General features: G+C 70.5%; 21 protein-coding genes. 12 read left to right on the forward strand and 9 right to left on the reverse strand.

The window, feature by feature from the left end; genetic code table 11:
- The first annotated feature begins 19 nt into the window (after positions 1 to 19).
- Both E1300_RS04965 and E1300_RS04970 read left to right on the forward strand, forming a co-directional pair.
- Complete coding sequence (locus E1300_RS04965) at positions 20 to 1,216, forward strand: cytochrome P450 (RefSeq protein WP_131755674.1); 1,197 nt, start codon at positions 20 to 22, stop codon at positions 1,214 to 1,216.
- Between the two features lie 3 nt (positions 1,217 to 1,219).
- Positions 1,220 to 1,507 (forward strand): VOC family protein, encoded by a 288-nt coding sequence (locus E1300_RS04970; protein WP_131755675.1) that lies wholly within the window; start codon positions 1,220 to 1,222, stop codon positions 1,505 to 1,507.
- A gap of 10 nt (positions 1,508 to 1,517) precedes the next feature.
- On the opposite strand, the gene E1300_RS04975 is transcribed toward E1300_RS04970, so the two are convergent.
- Together E1300_RS04975 and E1300_RS04980 are read right to left on the reverse strand one after the other, a co-directional pair.
- Positions 1,518 to 2,117: a TetR/AcrR family transcriptional regulator gene (locus tag E1300_RS04975; protein ID WP_131755676.1), complete on the reverse strand. Its 600-nt coding sequence runs from the start codon at positions 2,115 to 2,117 to the stop codon at positions 1,518 to 1,520.
- A gap of 139 nt (positions 2,118 to 2,256) precedes the next feature.
- Positions 2,257 to 5,436, reverse strand: coding sequence for a glycoside hydrolase family 3 protein (locus tag E1300_RS04980; protein ID WP_131755677.1), 3,180 nt, complete (start codon positions 5,434 to 5,436; stop codon positions 2,257 to 2,259).
- A gap of 42 nt (positions 5,437 to 5,478) precedes the next feature.
- Between E1300_RS04980 and E1300_RS04985 the strand changes: the two genes are divergently transcribed.
- Positions 5,479 to 6,573, forward strand: coding sequence for a LacI family DNA-binding transcriptional regulator (locus E1300_RS04985; protein ID WP_131755678.1), 1,095 nt, complete (start codon positions 5,479 to 5,481; stop codon positions 6,571 to 6,573).
- Here E1300_RS04985 and E1300_RS04990 read toward each other — a convergent pair.
- A complete protein-coding gene (locus tag E1300_RS04990; RefSeq protein WP_131755679.1) occupies positions 6,570 to 8,048 on the reverse strand; it encodes a glycoside hydrolase family 43 protein in 1,479 nt (492 codons plus the stop codon). The two genes, E1300_RS04985 and E1300_RS04990, sit on opposite strands and share 4 nt — an antisense overlap.
- A gap of 153 nt (positions 8,049 to 8,201) precedes the next feature.
- Between E1300_RS04990 and E1300_RS04995 the strand changes: the two genes are divergently transcribed.
- The 8 genes from E1300_RS04995 to E1300_RS05025 all read left to right on the forward strand — a co-directional run bounded on the left by E1300_RS04995 (position 8,202) and on the right by E1300_RS05025 (position 17,693).
- Positions 8,202 to 9,206 (forward strand): LacI family DNA-binding transcriptional regulator, encoded by a 1,005-nt coding sequence (locus E1300_RS04995; protein ID WP_131755680.1) that lies wholly within the window; start codon positions 8,202 to 8,204, stop codon positions 9,204 to 9,206.
- 83 nt (positions 9,207 to 9,289) lie between these two features.
- Positions 9,290 to 11,395, forward strand: coding sequence for a beta-galactosidase (locus E1300_RS05000; RefSeq protein WP_131755681.1), 2,106 nt, complete (start codon positions 9,290 to 9,292; stop codon positions 11,393 to 11,395).
- 55 nt (positions 11,396 to 11,450) lie between these two features.
- Positions 11,451 to 12,776, forward strand: a complete 1,326-nt coding sequence (locus E1300_RS05005; protein WP_131755682.1) for an ABC transporter substrate-binding protein — start codon at positions 11,451 to 11,453, stop codon at positions 12,774 to 12,776.
- A gap of 117 nt (positions 12,777 to 12,893) precedes the next feature.
- On the forward strand, positions 12,894 to 13,769 hold the full coding sequence (locus E1300_RS05010) for a carbohydrate ABC transporter permease (RefSeq protein ID WP_242618948.1): 876 nt from the start codon (positions 12,894 to 12,896) through the stop codon (positions 13,767 to 13,769).
- Entirely contained in the window at positions 13,766 to 14,398 is a 633-nt protein-coding gene (locus E1300_RS05015; protein WP_207399484.1) for a carbohydrate ABC transporter permease, read from the forward strand. Before E1300_RS05010 ends, E1300_RS05015 begins: the two co-directional genes overlap by 4 nt.
- A gap of 21 nt (positions 14,399 to 14,419) precedes the next feature.
- Entirely contained in the window at positions 14,420 to 14,695 is a 276-nt protein-coding gene (locus E1300_RS51300) for an ABC transporter permease family protein (RefSeq protein WP_207399485.1), read from the forward strand.
- A complete protein-coding gene (locus tag E1300_RS05020) occupies positions 14,692 to 16,323 on the forward strand; it encodes a beta-N-acetylhexosaminidase (protein ID WP_131755684.1) in 1,632 nt (543 codons plus the stop codon). Before E1300_RS51300 ends, E1300_RS05020 begins: the two co-directional genes overlap by 4 nt.
- A 380-nt stretch (positions 16,324 to 16,703) precedes the next feature.
- Positions 16,704 to 17,693: a LacI family DNA-binding transcriptional regulator gene (locus E1300_RS05025; RefSeq protein ID WP_131755685.1), complete on the forward strand. Its 990-nt coding sequence runs from the start codon at positions 16,704 to 16,706 to the stop codon at positions 17,691 to 17,693.
- A 30-nt stretch (positions 17,694 to 17,723) separates the two neighbouring features.
- Here E1300_RS05025 and E1300_RS05030 read toward each other — a convergent pair whose 3' ends face one another.
- From E1300_RS05030 to E1300_RS05050, 5 genes are all read right to left on the reverse strand, one after another.
- The gene (locus tag E1300_RS05030; RefSeq protein ID WP_131755686.1) at positions 17,724 to 18,572 is read right to left on the reverse strand and encodes an SMP-30/gluconolactonase/LRE family protein; all 849 of its coding nucleotides are present in this window, start codon (positions 18,570 to 18,572) and stop codon (positions 17,724 to 17,726) included.
- Entirely contained in the window at positions 18,569 to 19,339 is a 771-nt protein-coding gene (locus E1300_RS05035; protein WP_131755687.1) for an IclR family transcriptional regulator, read from the reverse strand. Before E1300_RS05035 ends, E1300_RS05030 begins: the two co-directional genes overlap by 4 nt.
- A 65-nt stretch (positions 19,340 to 19,404) precedes the next feature.
- Positions 19,405 to 20,421 (reverse strand): hypothetical protein, encoded by a 1,017-nt coding sequence (locus E1300_RS05040; protein WP_131755688.1) that lies wholly within the window; start codon positions 20,419 to 20,421, stop codon positions 19,405 to 19,407.
- Between the two features lie 40 nt (positions 20,422 to 20,461).
- Positions 20,462 to 21,514 carry a zinc-dependent alcohol dehydrogenase gene (locus E1300_RS05045; protein WP_207399486.1) on the reverse strand — a complete coding sequence of 351 codons (1,053 nt, stop codon included), beginning with the start codon at positions 21,512 to 21,514 and terminating at the stop codon, positions 20,462 to 20,464.
- Positions 21,511 to 22,671, reverse strand: coding sequence for a mandelate racemase/muconate lactonizing enzyme family protein (locus tag E1300_RS05050; RefSeq protein WP_131755690.1), 1,161 nt, complete (start codon positions 22,669 to 22,671; stop codon positions 21,511 to 21,513). The genes E1300_RS05045 and E1300_RS05050 overlap by 4 nt, the downstream gene beginning before the upstream one ends.
- 205 nt (positions 22,672 to 22,876) lie before the next feature.
- On the opposite strand from E1300_RS05050, the gene E1300_RS05055 reads away from it, so the two are divergent.
- Entirely contained in the window at positions 22,877 to 24,418 is a 1,542-nt protein-coding gene (locus E1300_RS05055) for an aldehyde dehydrogenase family protein (protein ID WP_131755691.1), read from the forward strand.
- A gap of 37 nt (positions 24,419 to 24,455) precedes the next feature.
- Here E1300_RS05055 and E1300_RS05060 read toward each other — a convergent pair whose 3' ends face one another.
- On the reverse strand, positions 24,456 to 25,049 hold the full coding sequence (locus tag E1300_RS05060; RefSeq protein ID WP_131755692.1) for a TetR/AcrR family transcriptional regulator: 594 nt from the start codon (positions 25,047 to 25,049) through the stop codon (positions 24,456 to 24,458).
- Between the last annotated feature and the right edge of the window lie 50 nt (positions 25,050 to 25,099).

The raw sequence follows: 25,099 nt of genomic DNA on the forward strand, positions 1-25,099 counted from the left end.
ACCGGCCCGAGGAGAAACGGTGAGCGGGAACGGCCTGTACTACGACCCCTACGACATCGAGATCGACCGCGACCCGTATCCGATCTACCGGCGGCTGCGCGACGAGGCGCCGCTGTACTACAACGAGCGCCTCGACTTCTGGGGGCTGAGCCGCTTCGCCGACGTCGATGCCGCCCTCAAGGACGTCAAGCGGCTCAGCTCCGCCAAGGGCGACATCCTGGAGGTCGTCAAGGCCGACCCGGTCATGCCGCCCGGAGTCTTCATCCACGAGGACCCGCCGCAGCACACCGTCCACCGCGCCCTGGTCTCGCGGGCCTTCACCCCGCGGCGGATGCGGATGGTGGAGGAGAAGGTGCGCGCCTTCTGCGTCGCATGCCTGGACCCCTTCACCGGCGCCGACCGGTTCGACTTCGTCACCGACCTCGGGGACGAGCTGCCGATGCGCGCGATCGGCATGCTGGTCGGCATCCCTGACGCCGAGCAGCCCAAGGTGCGCGACTTCGCGCAAAGCAACCTTCGCAACCAGCCCGGCCGGCCCCTGCCGATCGACAAGGAGCAGTACTTCGACGGCGGCATGTACGCCGAGTACGTCAACTGGCGGAAGAAGAACTCCTCCGACGACCTGATCACCGAGTTGCTGGCCGTGGAGTTCGAGGACGTGGACGGCACCGTCCGCCGGCTGACCACCGACGAGATCGTCACGTTCCTGACCGTCATCACCGGCGCCGGGGTGGAGACCACCGGACGGCTGTTCGGCTGGATGGGCAAGGTGCTCGCCGAGCACCCCGGCCAGCGCCGCGAACTGGCCGCCGACCGCTCACTCATCCCCAACGCGATCGAGGAGCTGCTGCGCTACGAACCTCCCGGCCCGCACGTGGCCCGCTACGTCACCGAGGACGTCGAGTACCACGGCACCAAGGTGCCGGCCGGTTCGGCGATGCTGCTCATGGTCGCCTCGGCCAACCACGACGAACGCCGCTTCACCGACCCCGACCGCTACGACATCCACCGCGACATAGGAACGCACGTCACCTTCGGCCACGGCGCGCACTACTGCCTGGGCGCGGCGCTGGCCCGCATGGAGGGACGCGTCGCCCTCGACGAGGTGCTGAACCGCTTCCCCGAATGGGAGATCGACATGACCGGCGCCCGCCGCTCGCCCACCACGACGGTCCGCGGCTGGGACACGATGCCCGCGATCATCGACCAGAGGTGACCCATGACGTCCCGGCAGACGACCGGCAGCGTCGTGGCCGTGTCCCACATCGGCCTGTGCGTCTCCGACTTCGGCCGCTCCCTGCGCTCCTACACCGAAGGGCTCGGCTTCACGCACCTGTCGGTATACGTGGACGACCTGCGAGCCGTCGAAGAACGGCTCCTGAAGCTCGGAGCCACCGCGATCGAGAGCATGCGCAGCCACATCCCCATGCGCGACGGCGCCATGGACGTGCTGTTCCTCGCCGACCCCGACGGCGTCCGGATCGAACTCATCCAGCACACCCGCTGAGGACGCGCGCTCAGCCCTGCCCGCCCTCCGGCTCCACCGAGTCGAGGTACTCCTCGAACTCCTTGACCACCTCGGCGTGCGCGGACGCGATGCCGACGCCCTCCTCCAGCCGGACCAGCTTCGGAATCCCCGTCACCAGGAACAGCAGCGTGCCCGGTGACAGGGGCCCGAGGGCGACCGGGCGCCGCCGGATCGCCGCGTCGAGCGCCTCGACCTGAAGCCGCCGCACCCGTTCGGTCCAGTCGGCGATCTCCGCCCGGATCGACGTGCGGTGGTTGCCCAGCGCCAGGAACTCCGTGGTGAGAGCCGCCGTGGACTCGTCCCGGCTGTAGTCCCACAAAACGTGCAGCGGCTGGTCGGCTCGGGAGCGCAGCGCCTCGGCCAGCCTCTCCAGATTCTGCTGCGACCTGCGCCGGATTGCCGCGACGAACACCTCGTCCGTGGTCGGGAAGTAGTACTGGACCAGACCCGGAGTCACCCCGGCCTTCGCCGCGATCGCGCGGTAGGTGACGCCGGCGTAGCCCTTCTCCAGCATCAGCCGCTCGACGCAGTCGAGCAGGAGATCCCGCGTCTTCGACGTCTCGGTGCCCACGCGCCGTGGGGATGCCATGCCCGACCTCACTCTCACCCTGCACGGACATTGTGGCAGACCTTCCTGTCACATCCCGTGAGCGGGCGAGCGAGGTGGTGCTCGGCATCCAGCGCGGCTCCCGTCGCGGGATCTCACCCGTACCTGTTCGGCGTCGTCCTCATCGGCCTCGGATCTCGTTCTTGTCGACCTCGACGATGTCCTGTGGCTTCCCGAAGCGGTTGCCGTAGGGGTGGACGGTGATGCCGCGCACGTGGTTGAGCTTCGCCAGCTGGGCGAACGGCTGGGTTTGCATGATGGTCGCGAGGATCCGTCGTGCGCTGCGTTGCAGGTCGCCGAGGCGCATGTTGACCTGGTAGTCGCCCTTGAGCGTGACGGTGTAGGCGGTCACCGGGCTGGCGTTGTCTCCCGGGACGGCGTGCACGACGTTCGAGATGGCGATGGACGCCTTGGTCGTGGTGTCGACCGCGCCGTCGGCCAGAACCGCCGTGATCGCTTTGTACGCTTCGTCGACGGAGTGGAGCGGGGGATTCGCGACCGTCTTGGTCTGCCCGGTGGCCAGGACCTGGATCGAAGCGGACGAGAGAGGAGTCTTGGACAGGTCCGTCCGGGAGTCCACGGTGGTGGTGACGGATTCGCTTCCGCTGGGGCTCGGAACGAGGCTGCCGTTCTTCCAGGCGTACCGGAGCGTGTAGAGCCTGCCGCCGCCTAGGTCGACCTGGTACTTGGTGTAGGCGGGCAGTCCCGCGACGTCGATGGTCGGGAGTACCTTCTTGCTCGCGGTGACGACCTCGTCCGGGTTCGTTCCGGGCTCGATGAGGTCGTTGCCGGAGTACATGGTGTCGGTCGCCCCGTGCGCGCCGCCCCAGTCGGTCATGACCAGGCCTTGGAAGCCCCACTCGCCGCGCAGCACGTCGGTGAGCAGGTCGTAGTTCTTCGAGGACCATGTTCCGTTAATCTTGTTGTAGGAGCTCATGACGGCCATGGGACGGCCGGTCTTGACCGCGTACTCGAAGCTCTTGAGCTCGATCTCGCGCAGCGCGCGCTCGCTGACGACGGCGTCGTCGCCGTCGCGGTTGGCCTCCTGGTTGTTCCCGGCGAGGTGCTTGAGCGTGACGCCCACGCCCGGTTTGGACTGGACGCCCCGGGTCGCCGCGACCGCGGTCATCCCGGTGAGCAGTGGATCCTCCGAGTAGTACTCGAAGTTGCGGCCGTTGAGAGGGTCGCGGTGGATGTTCATGCCCGGCGCCAGCCACAGGGTCGCGCCGTAGTAGAGCATCTCTTCGCCGACGGCGCGGCCGACCCGGAGGACCAGGTCGCTGTCCCAGGTCTGGGCGAGGAGCGTGCCGACGGGCCAGGCGGTGGCCCACTGGTAGGTCGGTGGCGTCGTGGGGAGCCGCCGGGTGATGCGCAGGCCCGCGGGGCCGTCCGCGAGTGTCATGGCGGGGATGCCGATGTTCTCGTACTTGCCGGTCGTGTACCCGCCGGCGCCGACGGCGGCCGGAGTCGAGCCCGGCGTGGCGCTGCCTTCGACGATGTTGGCGAGCTGGTCGAGACTGAGGCCGGCGACGAACTGAGTGAGCGGCATCTTGCCTTTGGCGACGTCGTAGAGGGTGGCGCCTCGGATGGGGGCGGCCTTGTTCAGCGTCTCGCCGGTCTTGCGCGGGTAGGGTGCGCCGGTGCCCTCCCAGTTCGTCTGCCTAGGGTCGATGTAGGCGGTGGTGCTGGAGATCGGGCTCTTGTCGATCGCGTAGTACGGCGACGTCGAGGGAACCGGGACGTCCTGCTCGAAGGAGGAGCGGGAGTCCTTGAACAGCTTCCTGAACGATGCGGGGTTCAGCGCGACGGACGGAGCGGCGGCGATCTCGCGGTCCTCACCGGCGTAGGTATAGAAGTTCGCCGGGTCGCCGGCCAGCTCACCGTCCGGGGTGCGCCCGTCGAGTTCGTGATCGACCGACTCGGTGGTCACCCTGGAGGACAGGGTCAGCTTCGCCGCGACGTGGGTGCTGCGCGAGGAGTCGCCGACGCGGATGACGTACGTGCCGGGATCCAGGACGTACGCCGATCGGGCCGTGTCGAACGAGGACATCTGCGTCGTGTCGTAGGAGATGGTGAGGTCCTGGCTCGCGCCCGGTGGGAGCTCGTCGGTCTTCGCGAACGCCGCGAGCTCCTGGTAGGCCTTGTCGACTCCGGTCTGCGGAGCGGAGAAGTAGACCTGCACGACCTCCTTGCCGCTGCGGGCACCGGTGTTGGTCACCCTGACCTTCACCGTGGTCTTCGCGGCAGTGGCCCGCACGGAGGGGGCGGAGATCCTGAAGCCGGTGTACGACAAGCCCCAGCCGAAGGGGTAGGTCACCACGCTCGCCGGGTTCGAGGGGTCGATCGTCTTGTAGAACGAGTCGAAGTAGCGGTAACCGACGTAGATGCCCTCGCGATAGGGCTCGGTCCCGGTGTCGCCGTCATTGCCGCCGAACGTTCCGGACGCCGGGTAGTGGGAGTACTTCGAGGCCCAGGTGTCGGTGAGATGTCCCGATGGGTTCACGGTGCCGTTGAGCACGTCCACCAGGGCGTTGCCGCCCTGCTGCCCGGATTGGCTCATGAGGAGCAGCGAGTCGAGTGCCGGACCGTTGGAGGGATCCTTCGCCGAGGCGTTGATCGCCTTGAAGAACGACGTGTCGATGACCCCGCCGACATTGAGCACGATGACGACGTGGACGTAGGTACGGCCGATGAGCCGGATGTCGGCCTTCTCGGTGTCGGTGAGCTGATAGTCGCCCGCTCCGGGCGAGCGGTCGAAGCCTTCGCCGGAGTTGCGCGCCACCACGTAGATGGCCGTGTCGGTCGGCGCGGTCGGCTGCACGGTATCTGCGGTGAGCAACTGCTCGACCGAGGAATAGTCGATGGCAGGGCCGAACGAGTAGCCGGCGTCGGTCTCCGGATACTTGGTGTCGTAGGCGGCCGTCATCGCCTTCCAGTAGGCCGAACCAGTGGTGACGCGGTAGCCGGCGTTCTCCAGTCCCTGCCGCGCCGTCACGGTGGAGCGGTTGTTGACGTCGCCGGAGCCGGTGCCTCCCTTGACGGTCTTGTAGGCGCCGACGCCGAACAGCGCCACGTTCCCGGAGCGGGCCATGGGCAGCGCGGCGCCGGGATTGTCGAGCAGCACCATGCCCTGGCTCGCGGCTCGCCTGGCCAGGGCGGAGTTGGCGAGTTCGAGCCGTCCGGGTTCGGGATCGGTGGTGGAGGCGCGAGCGGAGAAGACAGCCGTCAGGACCAGGCCGACGGCGAGCGCTGCGGAGAGGACGGGCCGGGCAGCGGTCCGGCGTACGAATGGCACCTGCATCGCGCTGACCTCATCCGGATTGACTACGTAGTCATCGGTACGATGAGCTTGGGCGGTACTCAGGGGGCTCAGGCCGAAGCCTGCGGAAGGGGAACCGGAGCCGTGACGATCACCGGTGGTGAGAAACCGGCACCGCGACCTGCGAGTACCGACGTGGCTCGCCTGGCCGGCGTTTCACAGAAGACGGTGTCGCGGGTGATGAGGGGTGAGCCGCATGTCCGTCCCGAGGTGCGGGCGAAGGTGCTCCGCGCCGCCGAGCAACTCCGGTACCGGCCCAACGCGGCGGCACGCAGCCTGATGTCCGGCCGGACCGGCCGTCTGGGAGTGGTCGCGTACGGCGCCGGACTGTACGGCCCCACGACGCTGCTGATCGCGGTGGAGACGGCGGCGCGGCGGCTGGGTTACGCGACGAGCGTCGCGCACACCAGCCCGGACGACGGGCATTCCCTCGCCGGCCTGATCGAGCGGCTGCTCGATCAGGGAGTCGACGGCCTCGTCCTGCCCGAGGACATCGACGAGGGCCCTATCCCGGTCGCGATAGACGTTCCGGTCCTGACCATGGGCCGCTTCCACGGTGTCACGGCCACGCGCCGCATCCAGGCCGCGGAACGGGCCGACCGCAGCGGGTATCTGGCGACCAGGCACCTCATCGATCTGGGCCACACCGAGATCCGGCACGTTTCCGGGCCCCGGCGCTGGTGGGCGGCGCGCGACCGCGCCGACGGCTGGCGGACGGCGCTGACCGGCGCGGGGCTGCCGCCGGTGGAACCGGTGGAGGGCGACTGGTCGTGCGAGAGCGGTTACGCCGCGGGAGTCCGGCTCGCCCAGGACGCCGGGATGACCGCCGTCTTCGTCGCCAACGACGACATGGCGATCGGGGTGATCCGTGCACTGCACGAAGCCGGCCGGCGGGTACCGGACGAGGTGAGCGTCGTCGGGATGGACGACATCCCCGCGGCCCGCTTCCTGAATCCAGCGCTCACCACGATCGCTCAGGACTTCGAGGCCATGGCCACGGAGGGTGTCGAGTTGCTGGCCGAAGAGATCGCCGCGCCCACCCCGACGGGACGCCGATTGCATCCGGTCGAGTTCGTGCTCGCCGTCCGGGAGTCGACCGCGCCGCCCGTGCACGCCTAATCGTTCAAGCGGGTCGGATCGTCACATCCGCGATAGACAAACGACTTCACGACGGCGCCGGGGCCTTCGCCGACCAGCCCGATCATGCGACCGGTGAAGCCACCGGCCACCTCGGTGGACAGGTAGCGGCCGTCCAGCCGGCCCAGTTCCCGGAAGCCGGTGGCCCCCCGCACGCCCACCACGATCAGATCGGGCCCCTGGTGCGGGGTACCTACCGCCCCCTCGGACGGCTGGGTCCGCAGCTCCAGCACCGGTGGGGCGGCGACGGCCATCTCGCCGAGAACGACCCGCAGGTCACCGATGCGCGTGCTCGCGCGCACCCGGCCGTCCTCGATGGACAGCGTCAGGCGGTGGAAGGGGTCGATGCGGACTTCCAGGCCGGCGCGCCCGGCGCCCGGGTCGACCTCGGCTCGCGCGCTGATGAAGAAGTGCTCCTGACGGCGTCCGACGAACGCCTCCTCGCGCGAGGGTGCGGTCAGGCGCCAGTGCCCTTCGGGCGCGAAGGTGAGCAGGTCCGCGCGGTGATGCGATGGGGCCACCCATGAATGTGGTGGCACGGGACCGGTGAGATGTTCGACGACCGGGCCGGTCGCGCTCCCCTCGATCGGCCTGCCCAGGCGGGGCCATCCGTCCTCCCAGTCGAGCTCGGCGGCGAAGGTCTCGCGTCCGAGGACGTGCCAGGCGGGAGTGGAGCCGCGCGGTCGGACGCCGAGGAACACCATCGCCCAGCTCCCGTCCGGGCGTTGCACGACGTCGGCGTGGCCGGTGTTCTGCGTTGGCCAGTCCGTTCCGCGTGCGGTGAGCAGCGGGTTGTCCGGGCAGGGCTCAAAGGGGCCGTTGGGCCGGGGGGCTCGGGCGACGGTGACGGCGTGGCCGCGTTCGGTGCCGCCTTCGGCGATGAACAGGTACCAGGATGATCCCCGCTGGACGAGGTGGGGGCCTTCGGGGAACTGGCCGCCGGTGCCTCGCCAGATTACGGCGGGTTCGGTCAGGAGTGCGCCGGTCTCAGTGTTGAGAGCGGCCTGAAGGATGCCCTGTCTGCCCGGCGGCAGCTCACCCGACCAGCTCAGCCAGCACGTTCCGGCGTCGTCCCAGGCCAGATCGGGGTCGATGCCGTGCGCGTCCGGGACGCGGATCGGCCGGGACCAGGGGCCGGCCGGATCGCTGGCGGTCACCAGCAGCTGTCCCGGCCCGTCGCTGACGTTGGTCGTGATCATCCAGAAGCGGCCCTGGTGGTAGCGCAGTGTGGGGGCGTAGACGCCCCCGGAGTGCCGGCAGCCGACGATGTCGAGCTGGTCCGGACGGTCGAGTACGTGCCCGACCGGGGACCAGCGGCGCAGGTCGCTCGACCGGAAGATCGGTACGCCGGGCGCGTATTCGAAGCTGGAGTTGACCAGGTAGAACTCGGACCCGACACGGCAGATGCTGGGATCGGGGTGGAAGCCGGGGATGACGGGGTTCTGGGCGATCAGCATGGAAGCTCCGCGGTAGAACGACGGGGGGAGACCTCGGGGCGCCGTCTGGCTTCCGGGCGCTAGCGGACCGTACGACATCACGGGCCGGCGGACAAACCCCCTCACGCCGCCGCCTGCCTGCCCTGGCCCGGGGAAGCGATAGAAAGGGGGGTTGTGAAGCCTCCCACAATCTACGACGTCGCCAAGCACGCGGGCGTCTCCCACCAGACCGTGACCCGCTACCTCAAGGGCTTCCAGGGCATCCGGCCGGAGACCCGGCAGCGTGTCGAGGCGGCGCTCGCCGCGCTCGACTACCGGCCGAACTCGGCGGCGCGGCTTCTGCGGTCGCAGCGCACGAACCGCATCGGCGTGCTCGCCGACCGGATCGACCAGAGTGGTCCGGCGCGCATCCTCACCGGCGCCGGAGAGCTGGCGCACCTGCGCGGATACGTCCTCGACGTGGTCGTCGCCGACGGCACCAGCGCGGGTTCGGTCGCCGCCTCGCTCGCCACGATCATCGAGCATCAGGTGGCCGGGATCCTCGCCACCGCCCAGACGGACGTCGTCCTGGAGGAGCTGCGGCGGCAGGCGACCGCCACTCCGCTGGTGATCGACGTGGAACCCGGCGGTGAGGCGGACCGGCCCGCGGTCAACGAGCTGGCCGGCCGGTGCGCGGCGGATCACCTGCTCGACCTCGGGCATCGCGACATCGGATATCTGGCCGGACCCGAGGTGTGGATCGCCGCCCGCGGACGGACCTCGGGCTTCACCCGGCGTGTGGCCGAGCGGGGCGGCCGGGTCGTCTGGGTCCGGCAGGGCGACTGGTCCGCGGCCTCCGGGCATGCCGTCTGGAGCGCCCTGGAGGATGCTGAGCGGGCGGTGACGGCCGTGGGCGTGGCCAACGACAGCATGGCGATCGGGTTGATCTCCGCCGCCGCCGACTCGGGCGTCCGGGTCCCGGACGACCTCAGCGTGGTGGGAACCGACGACCTGCCGGAGGCCCGCTACGTGCTCCCGGCCCTGTCGACGGTCGCCATGGATTTCGAGGCCGAGGGCCGCTTCCTGATCGAGAAGCTCCTCGCCAGGATCGAGGGCACGGCGGTGCCCGAGGACGCGCTTCCGGCCGCGCCGCACCTCATCGCCCGCACCTCCACTACGCGGCTCGTTATCGGAACGTAACCAACGTTTCGGTTGTCCGTGTCGACCTCCGGCGATACGTTCGGCGAAATGTTGTCGACAACATCGGAGGTTTTCAGCTACTCATGGTTGCCACTCCCCGGTTCTCCGGCGTTCTGTTCGGTGCCGCCTACTACGCCGAGTACCAGGTCGGCGATCGCCTCGACCGTGATCTTGACCTGATGCGGGAGGCGGGCTTCACCGTCATCCGCGTGGGGGAGTCGGTGTGGTCGACGTGGGAGCCCCGCGAGGGGGAGTTCGACCTCGATTGGCTTGAGCCGGTGCTGGACGGGGCGCACGCGCGGGGCATCGGGGTCATCCTCGGGACGCCCACCTACGCGGTGCCGCCGTGGCTCCAGCGTCTGCACCCGGAGATCGCGGCGGAGCCGGAGACCGGCCGGCCGAACCGTTTCGGCGGGCGGCAGGAGATGGACCAGAGCCATCCGGCCTACCGCTTCTACGCCGAGCGGATCGTGCGCAAGGTCGTGGCGCGCTACGCCGGGCACCCGGCCGTGATCGGCTACCAGGTCGACAACGAGCCGGGCCAGCAGCTGCCCCACAACGAGCACACCTTCCAGCGCTTCCTGGAGTGGCTCAAGGACCGGTACGGCACCGTCGAGGCCGTCAACAAGGCATGGGGGCTCGTGTACTGGTCGCACCGCCTCTCGGACTGGGCGGACCTGTGGCGGCCGGACGGCAACCGGATGCCGCAGTACCAGCTGGAATGGCGGCGCTTCCAGTCCACGCTGGCGAACGAGCTGATCGACTGGCAGGCGGCGGTGGTGCGCGAGTACGCGCGCGACGACCAGTTCGTCACCACCTGCATCTCCTACTCGCGGCCGCAGATCGCCGACGACGAGCTGGTGCGGTCGTTGGACGTCGCCTCGGGCAACCCGTACTACAAGATGCAGGACGGCCTGGACTGGTTCCAGGAGGTCCCGCGAGAGCAGGAATGGTGGCACACCGGCGTCTGGGCGCTGTTCCAGTGGGGGGACCGCGCCTGGTCCTCGGCGCAGGCGCCCTACCTGGTCACCGAGACCAACGCCCAGTCCATCGGCGACGCCTGGCAGAACCACCCGCCCTACCCCGGGCAGCTCAAGCAGGCGGCGTTCGCGCTCCTGGCCCGCGGCTGCCGGATGGTGGAGTACTGGCACTGGCAGACGCTCCACTTCGGCGGCGAGACCTACTGGGGCGGGGTCCTCCCGCACAGCCAGCGGCCCGGCCGCATCTACCGGGAGGTCGCCGAGCTGGGCGGCGCGCTCAAGGCCCTCGGGTCCGCCGTGGACGACTTCGTGCCGGACGCGGACGTCCTGCTGCTGTACTCCACCGACACCAAGTGGGCCTTCGAGGTCGAGCCGCCGCTGGCCAGGCCGGACGGCTCCCCGGACAGCAACGCTTACCTGGACATCTTCGACGCCTTCTACCGTGGCTTCTTCGAAGCCGGCGCCCAGATCCGCGTGCAGCACCTGAGCCAGTTCCTGACCTCGGACCCGGCGGATCTCGCGCGCCGCTTCCCCGTTCTCGTGGCTCCGGCGCTGTACGTGGCGGGCGACGCCGTACTGACCAGGTTGCGCGACTACGCCGCCGCGGGGGGCCACCTCGTCGTCGGCATCCGCACGGGCTACGGCGACGACCTCGCCCGTCCGCGCGCCGCGGTGGCACCGGCTCTACTCGGCGAGCCAGCGGGCGTCCACTACGACGAGTACAACAACCTCAGCCGGCCGCTGCCGGTGTCGGCGACCACGGACGCGCTCAGCCTCGAACCCGGCTCGGCGGGAACCCGATGGGTGGACGTCCTCCAGGTCGACGGCGCGGACGTCCTCGCCACCTATCCGCCCACCGAGATGGGCGCCTCGGCCGCCCTCACCACGCGGAAGTTCGAGGTCGGCCGGATCAGCTACCTCGGCACCGTCCCCAATACACCGCTCGCGCGCAGCATCGCCCGGTGGGCCGTCCCGGAGACCGCCAAGCGGCGCTGGCGGGCGCCCGAGGCCGTCACCGTCGCCACCGGACGCTCCGGCGGCCGGACCATCGCGTTCCTGTCCAACTGGTCGGCCGAACCGGTCAGCGTGACCGCCCCGGCCAAGGCCTGCGACCTGGTCTCCGGCGTCCGCTACGCCGCGGGCGACCCCATACCCTTCGAGCCACGCGCAGCAGTCGTGCTCGAGGTCCAGGACAACCCGATCGGGTAGATCCCCACTCCTCAGAGAACGAAGGAATCGAATGAGAAGGCTTCGCACAAGCGCAATGGCAGCGGGAGCGCTGGCGCTCAGCGTGACCCTCGTCGCCGCCGGGTGCGGTTCGTCCAAGGACACCGACAAGCCCGCCGCGTCCAAGGCCGTCTCGCAGGCGGAGATCGACGCGGCGATGGACACGCCCACCACGCTCGACTTCTGGACCTGGGTGCCGATCAAGGACGAGATCAAGCTCTTCGAGCAGAAGTACCCGAAGATCAAGGTCAACGTCATCAACAACGCCGACGCGTCCCAGCAGTACGTCAAGCTGCGCGCCGCCCTGAAGGCCCGTAAGGGCGTCCCCGACGTCGCGCAGATCGGCTACGACCGCATCCCGTCGTTCACCCAGACCAAGAGCCTGCTCGATCTGACCCCGTACGGCGGCGCGAACCTGAAGTCGCAGTACGTCGAGGGCATCTGGAGCCAGGTCGAGCAGAACGGGGGAGTCTGGGCGATCCCGCAGGACTCCGGACCGGTCGCGACGCTCTACCGCAACGACATCTTCAAGAAGGCCGGCGTCGAGTCGCCGAAGACGTGGGCGAACTTCGGCGCCGCCGCCCAGAAGATCAAGTCGCAGACCGGCGCATACATCACGAACCTGCCCGGCAACGACATGCCCCAGCTCCTCGCCTACTTCTCGCAGGCCGGAGCCTCGCCCTTCTCCTACGACGGCAAGCAGACCGTCGGCGTGAGCGTCGACTCGGAGATCCCGCAGAAGGTCGTCGGGTACTGGCAGGACCTGATCTCCAAGGGTCTGGTGTCCACCGACCCCGACTTCACCGACGCCTGGTACCAAGGGCTCTCCCGCGGCAAGTACGCCTCGTGGCTCACCGCGGCCTGGGGCCCGGTGTTCCTGCAGGGCACCGCGAAGAACACCAGCGGGAAGTGGTCGGTCGCCGGGCTCCCGCAGTGGGCGGCCGGACAGAACGTCTCCGCCAACTGGGGCGGTTCGTCCGACGCCGTCATGGCCGGCTCGCAGCACCCCATCCAGGCCTACATGCTCGCCAAGTTCATCAACGGCGACCCCGCCTCGACGCTGAAGCTCGCCAACGACCAGTTCCTGTTCCCCACCACGAAGGCCACCCTGGCCGACCCGAAGTTCACCGACGCGAAGGCCCCCTTCTACGGCGGGCAGCAGGTCAACAAGTTCTTCGCCGACGTCACCGGCACGGTCGCCCAGAACCAGCAGTGGCTTCCGTTCATGGACTACGCCAACTCCAGCTTCGACGAGACGCTCGGCAAGGCGATCTCCGACCACGGTGATCTGAAGGCGGCCCTGACTGCCTGGCAGAAGAAGCTCGTGGACTACGCCAAGCAGCAGGGATTCACCGTCAAGTAGCCGTCCGGGTAGGCGCCGCCGACCCACCGCACCGCGAGAGCAGCTATGAGAGCCTCACCAACGCGCCTTACGGCGCCGACAGCCCGCACCGCGACGTCACGCCGGCGCCGCAGCAGCGTGCGCGCCGGTCAGACCCGGACGGCGTGGATCCTGGTCATCCCGTTCCTCGTGGTCTTCACGGCGTTCTTCATCGTGCCGCTGGGCTACTCGGCCTACCTGAGCATGTTCACCTCGAAACTGGTCGGCGGCGAGGTGTTCAGCGGGTTCGACAACTACACGCGGGCGCTCCACGACCCGGCCTTCTGGGCGGGCATGCGCCGCGTGGTGATATTCCTGCTCGTGCAGGTTCCGATCATGCTCGGCTTCTCCATCGCCCTCGCCCTGGCACTCGACAGCGGACGGGTGCGCGGCGGCAGGGTCGTCCGGATGCTGATCTTCGTGCCGTACGCGGTGCCCAGCGTCGTGGCGACGCTGATGTGGGGCTACCTCTACGGAGTCGACAACGGGCTCATCACCCAGCTGTTCGACAAGGCGGGGCTGGACGCCCCGAACCTCCTGTCGGAGCACACCGTTCTCGGCTCCACGATGAACATCGTCTGCTGGGAGTTCATCGGCTACAACATGATCGTCCTCTACGCGGCCCTGCGCACGATCCCCAACGAGATCTACGAGGCCGCCGAGGTCGACGGGGCCGGGCAGTGGCGGATCGCGCTGCGGATCAAGCTGCCCGCCCTGCGCCCGGCGATCCTCCTCACCGTGATCTTCTCGATCATCGGGTCGTTCCAGCTCTTCAACGAGCCCAACCTGCTGTTCAACATCGCACCGGACGCGGTGGGCACCGACTTCACCCCGAACCTGTACGCCTACAACGTCGCCTTCAAGAACCAGGAGATCAACTACGCGGCCGCGATCGCGTTCCTGCTCGGCATGGTCATCATGATCGTCTCGTTCGCGGTCCAGATCGCCGCCAACCGGAAGGGACGGCCGGCATGACCGCGACCTCTCTGAGCACCGAGCCCAAGCCCCCGGCCGCCGCGACGCGGCCCGTCCGGCGGAGCCGCAGGCCCCCGCGTGACAAGCGGCGCAACTGGGTCCTCACGGTCATGATCTGGATGACGGTGCTCTACTTCCTGGTGCCGCTGGTCTGGCTGGTGCTGTCGGCCACCAAGGACAACGCCGGCCTGTTCAGCTCCTTCGGACTGTGGTTCGGCGACTCCTTCCAGCTGTTCCACAACATCGAAGCGCTCTTCCGGTTCCAGGACGGCATCTTCGTCCGATGGCTCGCCAACACGATCGCCTACGCGCTCATCGGCTCGATCGGAGCCGCACTGCTGGCGACGATGTGCGGCTACGCCCTCGCGAAGTACGCCTTCCGCGGCGCCGGCGCCGTCTTCACCATCATCCTCGGCTCCATCATGGTCCCGCTCACCGCGCTGGCCATCCCCACCTACCTGCTGTTCGCGGCCGGCAACCTCACCGACACCCCGTTCGCGGTCGTCCTGCCGTCGCTGGTCAGCCCGTTCGGCGTGTACCTCATGCGCGTCTACGCCGCCGACGCCGTCGACGACAGCCTTCTGGAGGCGGCCCGCATCGACGGGGCGGGCGAGTTCCGCATCTTCTAGACGGTCTCGCTGCGCCTGCTCGTGCCCGGCATCGTGACCGTCCTGCTGTTCCAGCTCGTGGCCACCTGGAACAACTACTTCCTTCCGCTGATCATGCTCAACTCCGAGTCGCTGTTCCCGGTCACCGTGGGCCTGGCGCACTGGCAGAACGCCGCGGCCGCCGGAGGCGGCTCCCAGGTCCTCTTCTCCACCGTGCTCACCGGCTCGCTCGTCTCCATCGTGCCCCTCATGATCGCTTTCCTCTTCCTCCAGCGCTACTGGCAGTCGGGCCTGGCCACCGGCGGTGTGAAGGGATGAGCGCCCCCAAGGAGAAGATGACCATGCCCAACCCCACCCCCCTGTCCCGCCGGACCTTCATCGGAACGGCCGCCGCGCTCGGCGGCCTGGCCATGGCGCCGATCGCCTGCGCCGGTCCGGCATCGGCCGAAACCGCCCCCGCGCCCACGCGGCCGCAGACCATCCCCGCGCTGCGGGAATGGTCGCCCGGATCGGGCGCCTTCCGGCTCGGCGCGGCGAGCCGGATCATCCTCCGCCCCGCGGACGCCCGCAGGCTGCGCGGGACCGCCGAGGTCTTCGCCGCCGACCTGCGCGCGCTGTCCCGCCATGCCGTCCGCGTCGAGGTCACCGACCGGGCCGCCCACAAGGGCGACGTCGTCCTGGCGCTCGGTGCGGCCGACGAGCGGATCGGCGACGAGGGCTACGTCCTGACCGTCGACCCGGCATCCGTCTCGATCAAGGCGAGGGCCGAGGCGGGCGCCTTCTACGGAACCCGCACCCTCCTCCAACTGCTGCGCCAGGACACCTCGATCCCCGCGGGCGTCGCCCGCGACTGGCCTCGCTACCCCGAACGCGGGCTCATGGTGGACACCGCACGCATGCACTTCACCTACGAATGGCTCGCCGCGCGCATCCGGGACATGGCCTACCTGAAGCTCAACTATCTCCACCTGCACTTCACCGACGACGAAGGCTGGCGCATCGAGAGCCGCACCGGAGTCCAGTCCGAGCAGTTCCTCACCAAGAAGCAGGTCCGCGGCCTCGTCGAGCTCGGGAAGCGCTACCACGTCACGGTCGTGCCCGAGATCGACATGCCCGGCCACATGGGCGCGCTCCTGGCGCACTACCCGCAATTCCAGCTCAGGGACAAGGACGGCGTCGCCGCCCCGAACAGGATTGACTACACGATCCCCGAAGCGCGGAAGCTGCTGCGCGACCTCATCGCCGAGTACCTGCCACTCTTCCCGGCCCGCTACTTCCACATGGGAACCGACGAGTTCCTGCCCGACCCGGAGTACGCCAACTATCCGCAGTTGGAGCGCTACGCCAAGGAGAAGTACGGCCCCCAGGCCGTGGCCGTCGACGGCGTCCTCGGCCTGATCAACGAGATGAACGCCTACGTCCGCTCCCACGGCAGGACACTGCGCATCTGGAACGACAACCTCGCCCCCGGCAACACCGTCCAGGTCGACCCCGACGTCATCGTCGAGTGGTGGACGGACATGCACTTCCCGTACCCGAGCCCGATCAACCCGAAGCCGCCCCAGGAGGTCCTGGACCAGGGACACGCCGTCCTCAACGCCGGCTTCTTCCCCACCTACGACTATCCATCGGGCCCCCCGGTCAAGCCGTCCATCCAGTGGACCTACGAGAACTGGACGGTCAACACCTTCCACGGCCCCGGCTACCGGGACGACCAGGGCTCCGGCCTGCCCTTCTACACGGTCGATCCGGCCGAGCCGCGCAACCGCGGCTCGCTGGTCCACCTCTGGAACAGCGGCGGCACCTGGACCGAGGCCGACGCCGCGGCGTCGATCTTCCCGCGGCTCCGGGTCATGGCCCAGAAGACCTGGGAGTCGACCCCGCTCGTACCGACCTGGACCGAGTTCCAGCCGATCATCCAGAACGTCGGTTCCGGGACCGGCTGAGCGATCCGCTCCGGTGCCCACCAGAACGACGCACTCCGCCCACAGGGCCATCGCACGAACGTCGACCGACACGAAGGAGTAGATCATGTGGGGTCCGCGACGTCCTCCATCCAGCCCGGCGGACGAGCGGCCGGTGATGGAGGATGTCGCGGCGCGGCCGGGGCGCCGGTGAAGACCACCCTGGGGTCCGGTGCGAGCGGCGGAGCTCCGCGCGAGGTGCCATGCGACGGGTTCCTCCGCGTGACCTTGCCCGGCAGGGAGTTCATGGCCCTGCGCGCCGTCCGGGCGAGTGACATCGCCGCACTGGAGTGAGCCCCCGGCACTCCGCCGGCCCGGCCGAGACCAGGCCCGCTCGCCAGGACGGACGTCGCACGACGGTCATGGCGGACGTGGCCGAACTGGCCGGAGTCTCGGCCATGACGGTCTCCCGCGTGCTCAACGTCCCCGACAGGGTGCGTCCCGCGACGCGGGCCCGGGTCCTGGCGGCGATGAGGCGGCTCGACTACCACCCGAACCTCGCCGCCCGCGTCCTGGCTACGGGGCGCTCGCGACTGCTGGGCGTGGTCGGCCTCGACACCACGCGCTACGGCCCCGCCTCGATCCTGGCCGGGATCGAGCGCGCTGCCCGCGAGCACGACTACCGGATCGGCATCGCCGGCTCCGGCGGCCTCGGGCGCGGGGCGATCAGCGAGGGCGTGAACCGGCTGCGCGGCCAGGACGTCGATGGAGTCATCATCATGGCGCCGCACGAGCCGGTCGCCGAAGCCCTGCTCGACCTGCCGCCGGACCTGCCGGTGGTGGTGGTCGACGCGGCCGAGGACCTGCCGGTCCCGCTCGCCGCGGTCGACCAGCAGGACGGCGCCGTGCGCGCGACGCGGTACCTGCTGAGTCTCGGGCACCCCACGGTCTGGCACGTGTCGGGCCCCGCCGGCTGGGTGGGCGCCCGCACCCGGGCCGGCGGGTGGCGGGCGACCCTCGCAGCCGAGGGACGCGAGATACCCGAGGTCTTGCAGGGCGACTGGTCCGCCCGCTCCGGCTACGAGCTGGGCAGGCGGATCGCCCGCGATCCCTCCGTCACCGCCGTGTTCGCCGCCAGCGACACCATGGCGCTGGGACTGCTGCGCGCGCTGGACGAGGCCGGGCGCCGCGTCCCAGAGGAGGTGAGCGTGGTCGGCTTCGACGATGTCCCCGAGTCGTCCTACTTCTCCCCGCCCCTGACCACCGTCCGGCAGGACTTCGGCGAGGTGGGACGGCGTGCCTTCATGCTGATGCTCGACAGCATCGCCCCCCCGGGATTTGGCCGCTGTCGCGGGCGCGACCTCGTCGAACCCGAACTGGTTGTTCGGGAAAGCACGGGCACTCCCAGCTGACGGTGCCTACGCCGGCGCGGAGAGCGGGTGTCAGCCGGCGAAGGCCGGTTGCGGAAGGCCGCGGCCGAGGCCGGGCAAGACCAGCAGGGACCCAGAGAGCGGGTCCGGCCGGACGAGGCCGGTGCGGGCGGTGGTGATGTAGAGGTCCGCCAGTTCCGTTCCCCCGAAGGCACAGGCGGTGGGCCTTGGCACCGGCAGGTCGATGACGCGGTCGAGGCGTCCGGCGGGGGAGTAGCGGCGTACGGCGGCGCCGTCCCACAGGACGACCCATACCGCGCCGTCCGCGTCGACGGTGATGCCGTCCGGCCAGCCCGCGCCGGGTTCGATCTCCGCCCAGGGGCGCCGGTCGCGTACCTGCCCGGCGTCGTGGTCGAACACATCGATGCGGCAGGTGGGAGAGTCGACGTAGTACATCCGGGTGCCGTCGGGACTGAAAGCGGTGCCGTTGCTCACCGCCACGTCGTCGAGGACCGTCCGAACGGTGCCGTCCGGGGCGATGCGCGACAGGGTGCCGCCGCCGGGTGCCTCGTCGTAGCGCATCGTCCCGGCCCACAGGGAGCCGTCGGGGGCGACGACGGCGTCGTTGCCGCGCCGGCCGGGCACCGGGTCGTGGTGCAGCCAGCTGAAGGCACCGCCGCGGTCGTACAGTCCGATGCCGTCTCGCAGGTTGACCACCAGGCCGCCGCCCGCGCGCGGCTTGGCGGCCCCGACGTGCTGCGGGGTGACCAGTTCGGTGCGCGTGCCGGTGGCCGGGTCGAGGGTGTGCACCCGGGAACCGAGGATGTCCACCCAGATCAGCCGCCGGGCATCCGGGTCCCAGGTCGGGCCTTCGCCCAGCTCGGCGCGGGCGGCGACCGCCTGCTCCGGGACGGCGGTCATGCCCGCGCCCGCCGGTGGCCGAGCCTGGCGGACAGTTCGGCGGCGCCCGCGGCGGCCAGCTCCTCCAGTTCGGCGCGCCGCTCCGGGCTCCACCGGATGCCGGGCACCGAGATGGACAGCGCCGCGACGACCTGCCCGGCGCGGTCGCGGACCGGCGCCGCGACGCAGGCGACATCGGCGTTGGACTCGCTCTCCTCGATCGCGGTCCCGCGCTCGCGCGTGGCGGCCAGCTCGGTGCGGAGGGCGGCGGTGTCGGTGATGCTGCGGGCGGTCATCGCCGCCAGGGCGGTGCCGTCGGGGATGCGCCTGCGCAGTTCCTCCTCGGGCAGTGAGGCGAGCAGCATCTTGCCGACCGCGGTGCAGTGCGCGGGCAGCCGGCGCCCGGCCGCGGAGACCAGGCGGACCGCCTGGGTGGAGTCGATCTTGGCGATGTAGATGACGTCGGTGTCCTCCAGCACGGCCACGTGCACGGTCTCCTGGCACTTGGCCGCGACCTGCTGGGCGACGGCCCGTCCCTCCGCGGCCAGGTCGAGCTGCTCGGCATAGCGGCTGCCGAGCTGGTAGAGGCGCACCCCCAGCCGGTAGCCGCCCACCTGTTCTGGGACGAGGTAGCCGCGAGCGACCAGGGTGGCCGTCAGCTCATGCACGGTGGTACGCGGCAGGCCCAGTTCGCGGACGATGTCCGGGGCGGTCAGCGGGCCGTCCCGATCGAGGAAGAGCTCCAGGATGTCCATCGCCCTGGTCACCGCCGGCACCAGCCGTTTCATCCGGCGTCTCCTTTCGTGTGTCGCGGCCCGCCGTAGTGCGGCGAGCGGTCGGGACGGGCAACGCGTCAGGCGGACGCTGCCGCCGCCACAGCGGTGCCCTCGTCCTCTGTCAGGGGGAAGCGTCGCAGATGTCCGGGTAGGCGGGAGCCCAGCGGGGACATGCCGCCGGCCGCGCCGTGGCGGGCCAGCAGGTCGAGGACCAGGCGGCCGCGCCGCACCCTCTCGCGGGCGCTCGCCAGGACGGTCTCGCGCAGATGGCGGCCGGACGGGTAGACGGCGGGGGCGTTGCGCAGGCCGAACTTCAGATACAGCGGGGCACCGCGCCGGATGAGCTCGGCCGCCTCGTACATGCGCACGTAGCCGCCCAGGTCGTCGGGGGCCTCCAGGTACAGGTCCATGGGGGCGCGGCTGACCCGGCGGATCTCGGTGAGGTGCTGCGGCGTCAGGTCGGACGGGACGTTCACCGAGTCGGCGCCCAGCCGTTCGAAGAGTGCGAACGAGGCCGGGTTGACCGGGCCGATCAGCGCGGAGACCTTGAAGGTGGTGTCGGCGGGCAGCGTGCCGTCCGCGCGGAGCCGGTGCAGCGTCCACAGCACGCCCTCGTCGGCGACCAGCAGGCAGCGCACGCCCAGTTCCGCGGCGCGCAGGGCGTCCTCGACGCAGCCGGCGAGCCCGTCATGGCCGCGGGCGCGCAGACCGGCCCCGCCCGAGCCGGTGCGGGTGGCGGCACCGATGTCCCAGGTGCCGCGCGGACCGGTGAACAGGCACAGTTCGACGTTCCGCGCGGCGCACGCGCCGGCCATGTCGGCGATCTCGGCGTCGGTGAGCATCCATATGCCGCTGCCCTGGCTGACCCGGTGCACGGGGACGTCGAGCCGCCGTGCCTCGTCCAGGACCGCCTCCAGTGCCTCGGGGCCTTCGACCGAGGGGATCTCGGTGCGCCAGGCGCCACCGTCGGGGAACGCGTGCGGAGAGGCGTCGGCGGGGTCGGAGGCCGGCGCGGCCAGGCCCAGCCGGGCGAGCGCCGGTTCGCCGGGACGCCGGACCGCGGTGCCGTCGGGCAGGGGCACGGACGGGGACATGGGACTCCTCAGGAACGAAGCGGGACAGGGCGAGGTCGAGTCAGGGTTCGAGAACGGGCCGACAGGTGGGGACACCGTCCGGGTGCAGGACCACCTTGCCGACGGCCGGATCGTCGCGGACGAGGGCGATCGCCTCCTCGAAGGCGGTCAGTGGGAGGCGGTGGGTGATCAGGGGCAGCGGGTCGAGCAGCCCGGCAGCGAACGCGCGCACGGCGTGCGCCCAGGCCGCCGGCGGGGCGCCGAAGACGGTCCGCACGTCCAGTTGCCGGACCACCAGCTCCGCCGGGCCCGGCCCGGCGGCGCCGGGAGCGGGGATGCCGGTGAGTACCAGCCGTCCGCCGCGGCGCAGCAGGGCCGCGGCCGTGCGGGCGCTGTCCGGTGCCCCTGCCGCCTCCACGACGACGTCGAAACCGCCGGTGCCGTCCAGCCGGTCGCTGGTGCGGTACTCGTGCGCGCCGCAGGCGCGGGCCTGCCCGGCGCGCTCCGGGTGGCGGCCGATCACCGTCAGCAGGCGCGGCGAGACGGCGGCGAGCAACTGGGCCGTGAGCAGGCCGAGGGCTCCGGTACCGACCACGGCGACCCGGTCCCCGGGACGCGCTCCGGCGCGCAGCGCGGCCGCCGCGGCGCACGCCGCCGGTTCCAGCAGTGCGGCCGCGGTCAGATCGGCGTCCTCCGGCAGAGGGTGCAGCAGACGGGAGGGCAGAGTGAGGGTGGGGGCCATGGCGCCGGGGACGGTGAACCCGGTCTCCTCGTATCCGGCGGTGCACAGGGTGGGTTCACCTGTGTGGCAGCGTTCGCACACCTGGCAGTTGCGGAATCCCTCGCCGACCACCTTGCGGCCGGTCAGAGCCGCCGGCACGTCCGGGCCGACCGCCTCGACGGTGCCGGACCATTCGTGTCCGGGGACGACCGGATATCGCGCGTACCCCGCCGGACGGGTGCCGTTCAGCAGTTCGCGGTCGCTGCCGCACACGCCGACCGCGTGCACGCGGACCAAGGCCTCGCCCGGCCCCGGCGGCCGTTCCCGATGCGGGACCAGGCGGTAGGTCCCGGGACGGTCGATCACGAGCGCCTGCGACCCGGGACCGCTCACGGGCCGGTGCTCTTCGGCGCGCGCTTCTCCCAGCCGTCCGCCCACAGGTCGAAGCGTGCCTGCTGCTGGGGGAACTCGGCCGCCGCGTCGAGGTCGAGCTCCACTCCCAGCCCGGGCGCGTCGCTGAGGGCGAAGTGGCCGTCGACGACCTGCGGGGCGCCCTTGACGACGTCCTTGATCTGCGCGTCGGCGAAGTCGTTGAAGTGTTCGAGGATCTTGAAGTTGGGCGTGCAGAAGCCGACCTGGAGCGAGGCGGCGGTCAGCACCGGCCCGCCGACGTTGTGCGGGGCGACGAGCATGTAGTGGGTCTCGGCGGTGGCCGCCAGCTTGCGCGTCTCCCCGATGCCGCCGATATGACCGAGGTCGGGCTGGATGACGTCGGCGGCCTGGGTCTCGAACAGCTCCCGGAACTCGATCCGGTCGTGGATGCGCTCGCCGGTGGCGATCGGCGCGTCGACCTTGCCGGCGACCTTGCGCAGCGCCTTGAGGTTCTCCGGCGGAACGGGCTCCTCGATCCACGCCGGGCGGAACGGCGCCATCTCCGCGGCCAGGCGCACCGCCGTGGACGGGCTGAACCGGCCGTGCATCTCCAGCATCAGCTCGACGTCCGGGCCGATGGCGTCGCGCACGGCCTCGATGAGCGAGACGGAGTAGAGCGTCTCCGCGTGGGACAGCTCGAAGTGCCCGCTGCCGAACGGATCGATCTTGAGCGCCCGGTAGCCGCGGGCGACGACCTCGCGTGCGGCGGCGGCGTAGTCGTCGGGCGTGCGCTCGGTGGTGTACCAGCCGTTGGCGTAGGCCTTGACGCGGTCGGTGACCTTCCCGCCGAGCAGCTGCCACACCGGCACGCCCAGCGCCTTGCCCTTGATGTCCCAGCACGCGGTCTCGACACACGCGATGCCGGACATGACGATCTCTCCCGCACGCCCGTAGTCGCCGTACTTCATGCGGCGCACCAGATCCTCGGCGGCGAACGGGTCGGAGCCGAGGATGTGGTTGACCTCGGCCTCCTTCAGGTAGCCGAGGAGCGCGTCGGTGTGGCCCAGCATCCGTGTCTCGCCGACCCCGGTGAGGCCCTCGTCGGTGTGGACCAGCACGTAGGTCAAGTTCCGCCACGGCGTGCCGACGACGATCGGCTCCACTCTCGTGATGCGCAACCGGAACCTCCTTGTTCGAAATATCGAACGATGTACGAAATTCCAAACCAGTATGGAGGGTCGCCGTGAACCGGTGTCAAGTCCGGCCGTGGCCTCGGCCGACGCCTTGTCCGGCCGTGGTTGACCGCGTCTTGGAGAGGACCTATCTTCTCGTATCGTTCGGTTTCTGGAACTATGTTCGAAATTTCGAACACGAGGAGTGGTCGTGGCGGCGGTACCGGTGTGGAGCGTGGACCCGCGCGATGGCACGCGCCGCGGTCAGGTCGCCGTCGAAGCGACGGCCGCGCACGTCGACGCCGCGGTGCGGAGCGCCGAGGCGGTCCGCGGCGCCTTGGCGGACCGGACCGCGCGGGCGGCGTTCCTGCGCGCCGCGGCCGCGGAGCTGGAGGACGACAGGGCCGAGCTGATCGCGCTCGCGGACGCCGAGACCGCCCTCGGGCCGACCAGGCTGGACGGCGAACTGGCCCGCACCGTCACGCAACTGCGGGCGTTCGCCGACACCGTCGACGCCGGCCGCTTCCTCGACGTCATCATCGACCATCCGAACGACACGGTCACGCCTCCGGTGCCGGATCTGCGCCGCTACAAGATCCCGATCGGTGTCGTCGCCGTCTACGCCGCCTCGAACTTCCCCTTCGCGTTCTCGATTCCCGGCGGCGACACCGCCAGCGCCCTGGCCGCCGGCTGCCCCGTCGTGGTCAAAGCCCATCCCGACCATCCCGCCACCTCCGAACGCGCCGCCGCCGCGCTGCGCCGGGCCGCCCCGCGCGCTGGCCTGCCCGAGGACGTCGTCCAGCTCGTGCACGGCTTCGACGCCGGACTGCACCTCGTCCGCCACCCTCTCGTCGCCGCCGCCGGGTTCACCGGATCCATCCGCGGCGGGCGAGCCCTGTTCGACGAGGCCGCGGCCCGTCCGACCCCCATTCCCTTCCACGGCGAACTCGGCTCCCTCAACCCGGTCGTGGTCACCGAGGCCGCCGCGGCCGAGCGGGCCGAGGAGATCGGCACCACGCTCGCCCAGTCCGTGTCCCTGGGCCACGGCCAGTTCTGCGTCAAACCGGGTCTGGTCCTCGTCCCTGCCGGGAGGCATGGTGACCGCCTGGTGACCGCCTTGGCCGGTGCTCTGGAGAAGGTTCCGTCCGGTGTCCTGCTCGACGAGCGCATGCGGCGGGCCTACCTGGACGGCATGGCCGCCCGCGGAGCCCTGCCCGGCGTCCACGCGGACGTTCCCGCGGCCGCCGACGGCGCCCACGAGGTGCGCGCCGGTCTGCTCAGCCTGCCCGCCGCCCTGCTCGCCGAAGGCGACGGGCACGACCTGCTGATCGAGGAGTGCTTCGGCCCGGCCGCCGTAGTGGTCCGGTACACCGGCCCGGAGGAGGTCGACGCGATCCTGGCCCGCCTGCCCGGCAACCTCACCGCGACCCTCCAGATCTCCCGCGAGGAGGCAGAGCCCGGCACGCGGGAAGTGGCGGGCACGGCCGCACGGCTGCTGCCACGGCTGACGGCGCTGGCCGGACGCGTGGTCGTCAACGCCTGGCCGACAGGGGTCGCGGTCGCCCCCGCCCAGCACCACGGCGGCCCCTATCCAGCCTCCACCTCCACCTCCACCTCCGTCGGCGAGACGGCCGTCGAGCGCTGGCTACGCCCGGTCGTCTACCAGAACACCCCCGACGCCCTGCTCCCGCCCGAGCTACGCGAGGACAACCCCCTGCGACTGCCCCGCAGAGTCGACGGACACCCCGCTTAGCGAGACCTTGAAGTCGAGGACGTGACTGATCAGCGCCTTAGTGGGCGTCGCTTGGAGGCATGCAGAGGCGGATGAACGTCTCCACCAACTTCGGCATGTCGATCGAGGAGTCCATGAGCCATTGGGTCTGGAGGCCGTCGATGGCCGCCAAGAGCAGGCGGGCCAGCCGCTCAGGGGACTCGTCGTCACGGATCCAGCCCGAGCGCTGCCCTTCGGCCAACCCTTCGGCGATCTCCCTTCCGAAGCGCCGGTAGCGGTCGGTGAAGTACTGGTGCGCGTGGTGGTCGGGGTCGGTCGCCGCCGCCGAGAGGGCGACGTGGAGCTTGACCAGTCCCGGTACCTCGGCGTTGTGCCTGACGGCGTCGGTTACGGCGGTGACCGGGTCCCTCTCCTGCTCGGCCAGGGCCCTGTCGATCTCGTCGCGCCGCCGCAGTACCGCCAGAAGGAGTTCTTCGCGAGTGCCGAAGTAGTACAGCAGTGCCGGCTGCGTGACGCCGATCCGGTCGGCGATCTCCTGGAAGGAGGTTCCGCGGTCGCCCTGCTCGGCGAAGACCTCCAAGGCCGTCTGGAGGATCTGCTCGCGGCGTTCCAGACCTTTGCGGTAGGGACCGCGCTTCCGCCCGCTGGTCACGTGCCGATCGTACGCCGCGTGCAGGTCACGGCCGTCCGGGTGACTGCGAG

Origin of the sequence: Actinomadura fibrosa (assembly GCF_900659615.1) — a bacterium.
GTDB classification, from domain to species: Bacteria; Actinomycetota; Actinomycetes; order Streptosporangiales; family Streptosporangiaceae; genus Spirillospora; species Spirillospora fibrosa.

Bases quoted from the DNA above. Each gene is read 5' to 3' on its own strand.
- E1300_RS05025 (WP_131755685.1), top strand. From the start codon at position 16,704: ATGGCGGACGTGGCCGAACTGGCCGGAGTCTCGGCCATGACGGTCTCC.
- E1300_RS05005 (WP_131755682.1), top strand. From the start codon at position 11,451: ATGGCAGCGGGAGCGCTGGCGCTCAGCGTGACCCTCGTCGCCGCCGGG.
- E1300_RS05035 (WP_131755687.1), bottom strand. From the start codon at position 19,339: ATGAAACGGCTGGTGCCGGCGGTGACCAGGGCGATGGACATCCTGGAG.
- E1300_RS05030 (WP_131755686.1), bottom strand. From the start codon at position 18,572: ATGACCGCCGTCCCGGAGCAGGCGGTCGCCGCCCGCGCCGAGCTGGGC.
- E1300_RS04970 (WP_131755675.1), top strand. From the start codon at position 1,220: ATGACGTCCCGGCAGACGACCGGCAGCGTCGTGGCCGTGTCCCACATC.
- E1300_RS05000 (WP_131755681.1), top strand. From the start codon at position 9,290: ATGGTTGCCACTCCCCGGTTCTCCGGCGTTCTGTTCGGTGCCGCCTAC.
- E1300_RS05040 (WP_131755688.1), bottom strand. From the start codon at position 20,421: ATGTCCCCGTCCGTGCCCCTGCCCGACGGCACCGCGGTCCGGCGTCCC.
- E1300_RS04990 (WP_131755679.1), bottom strand. From the start codon at position 8,048: ATGCTGATCGCCCAGAACCCCGTCATCCCCGGCTTCCACCCCGATCCC.
- E1300_RS04975 (WP_131755676.1), bottom strand. From the start codon at position 2,117: ATGGCATCCCCACGGCGCGTGGGCACCGAGACGTCGAAGACGCGGGAT.
- E1300_RS04985 (WP_131755678.1), top strand. From the start codon at position 5,479: ATGAGCTTGGGCGGTACTCAGGGGGCTCAGGCCGAAGCCTGCGGAAGG.
- E1300_RS05020 (WP_131755684.1), top strand. From the start codon at position 14,692: ATGAGCGCCCCCAAGGAGAAGATGACCATGCCCAACCCCACCCCCCTG.
- E1300_RS05015 (WP_207399484.1), top strand. From the start codon at position 13,766: ATGACCGCGACCTCTCTGAGCACCGAGCCCAAGCCCCCGGCCGCCGCG.
- E1300_RS04980 (WP_131755677.1), bottom strand. From the start codon at position 5,436: ATGCAGGTGCCATTCGTACGCCGGACCGCTGCCCGGCCCGTCCTCTCC.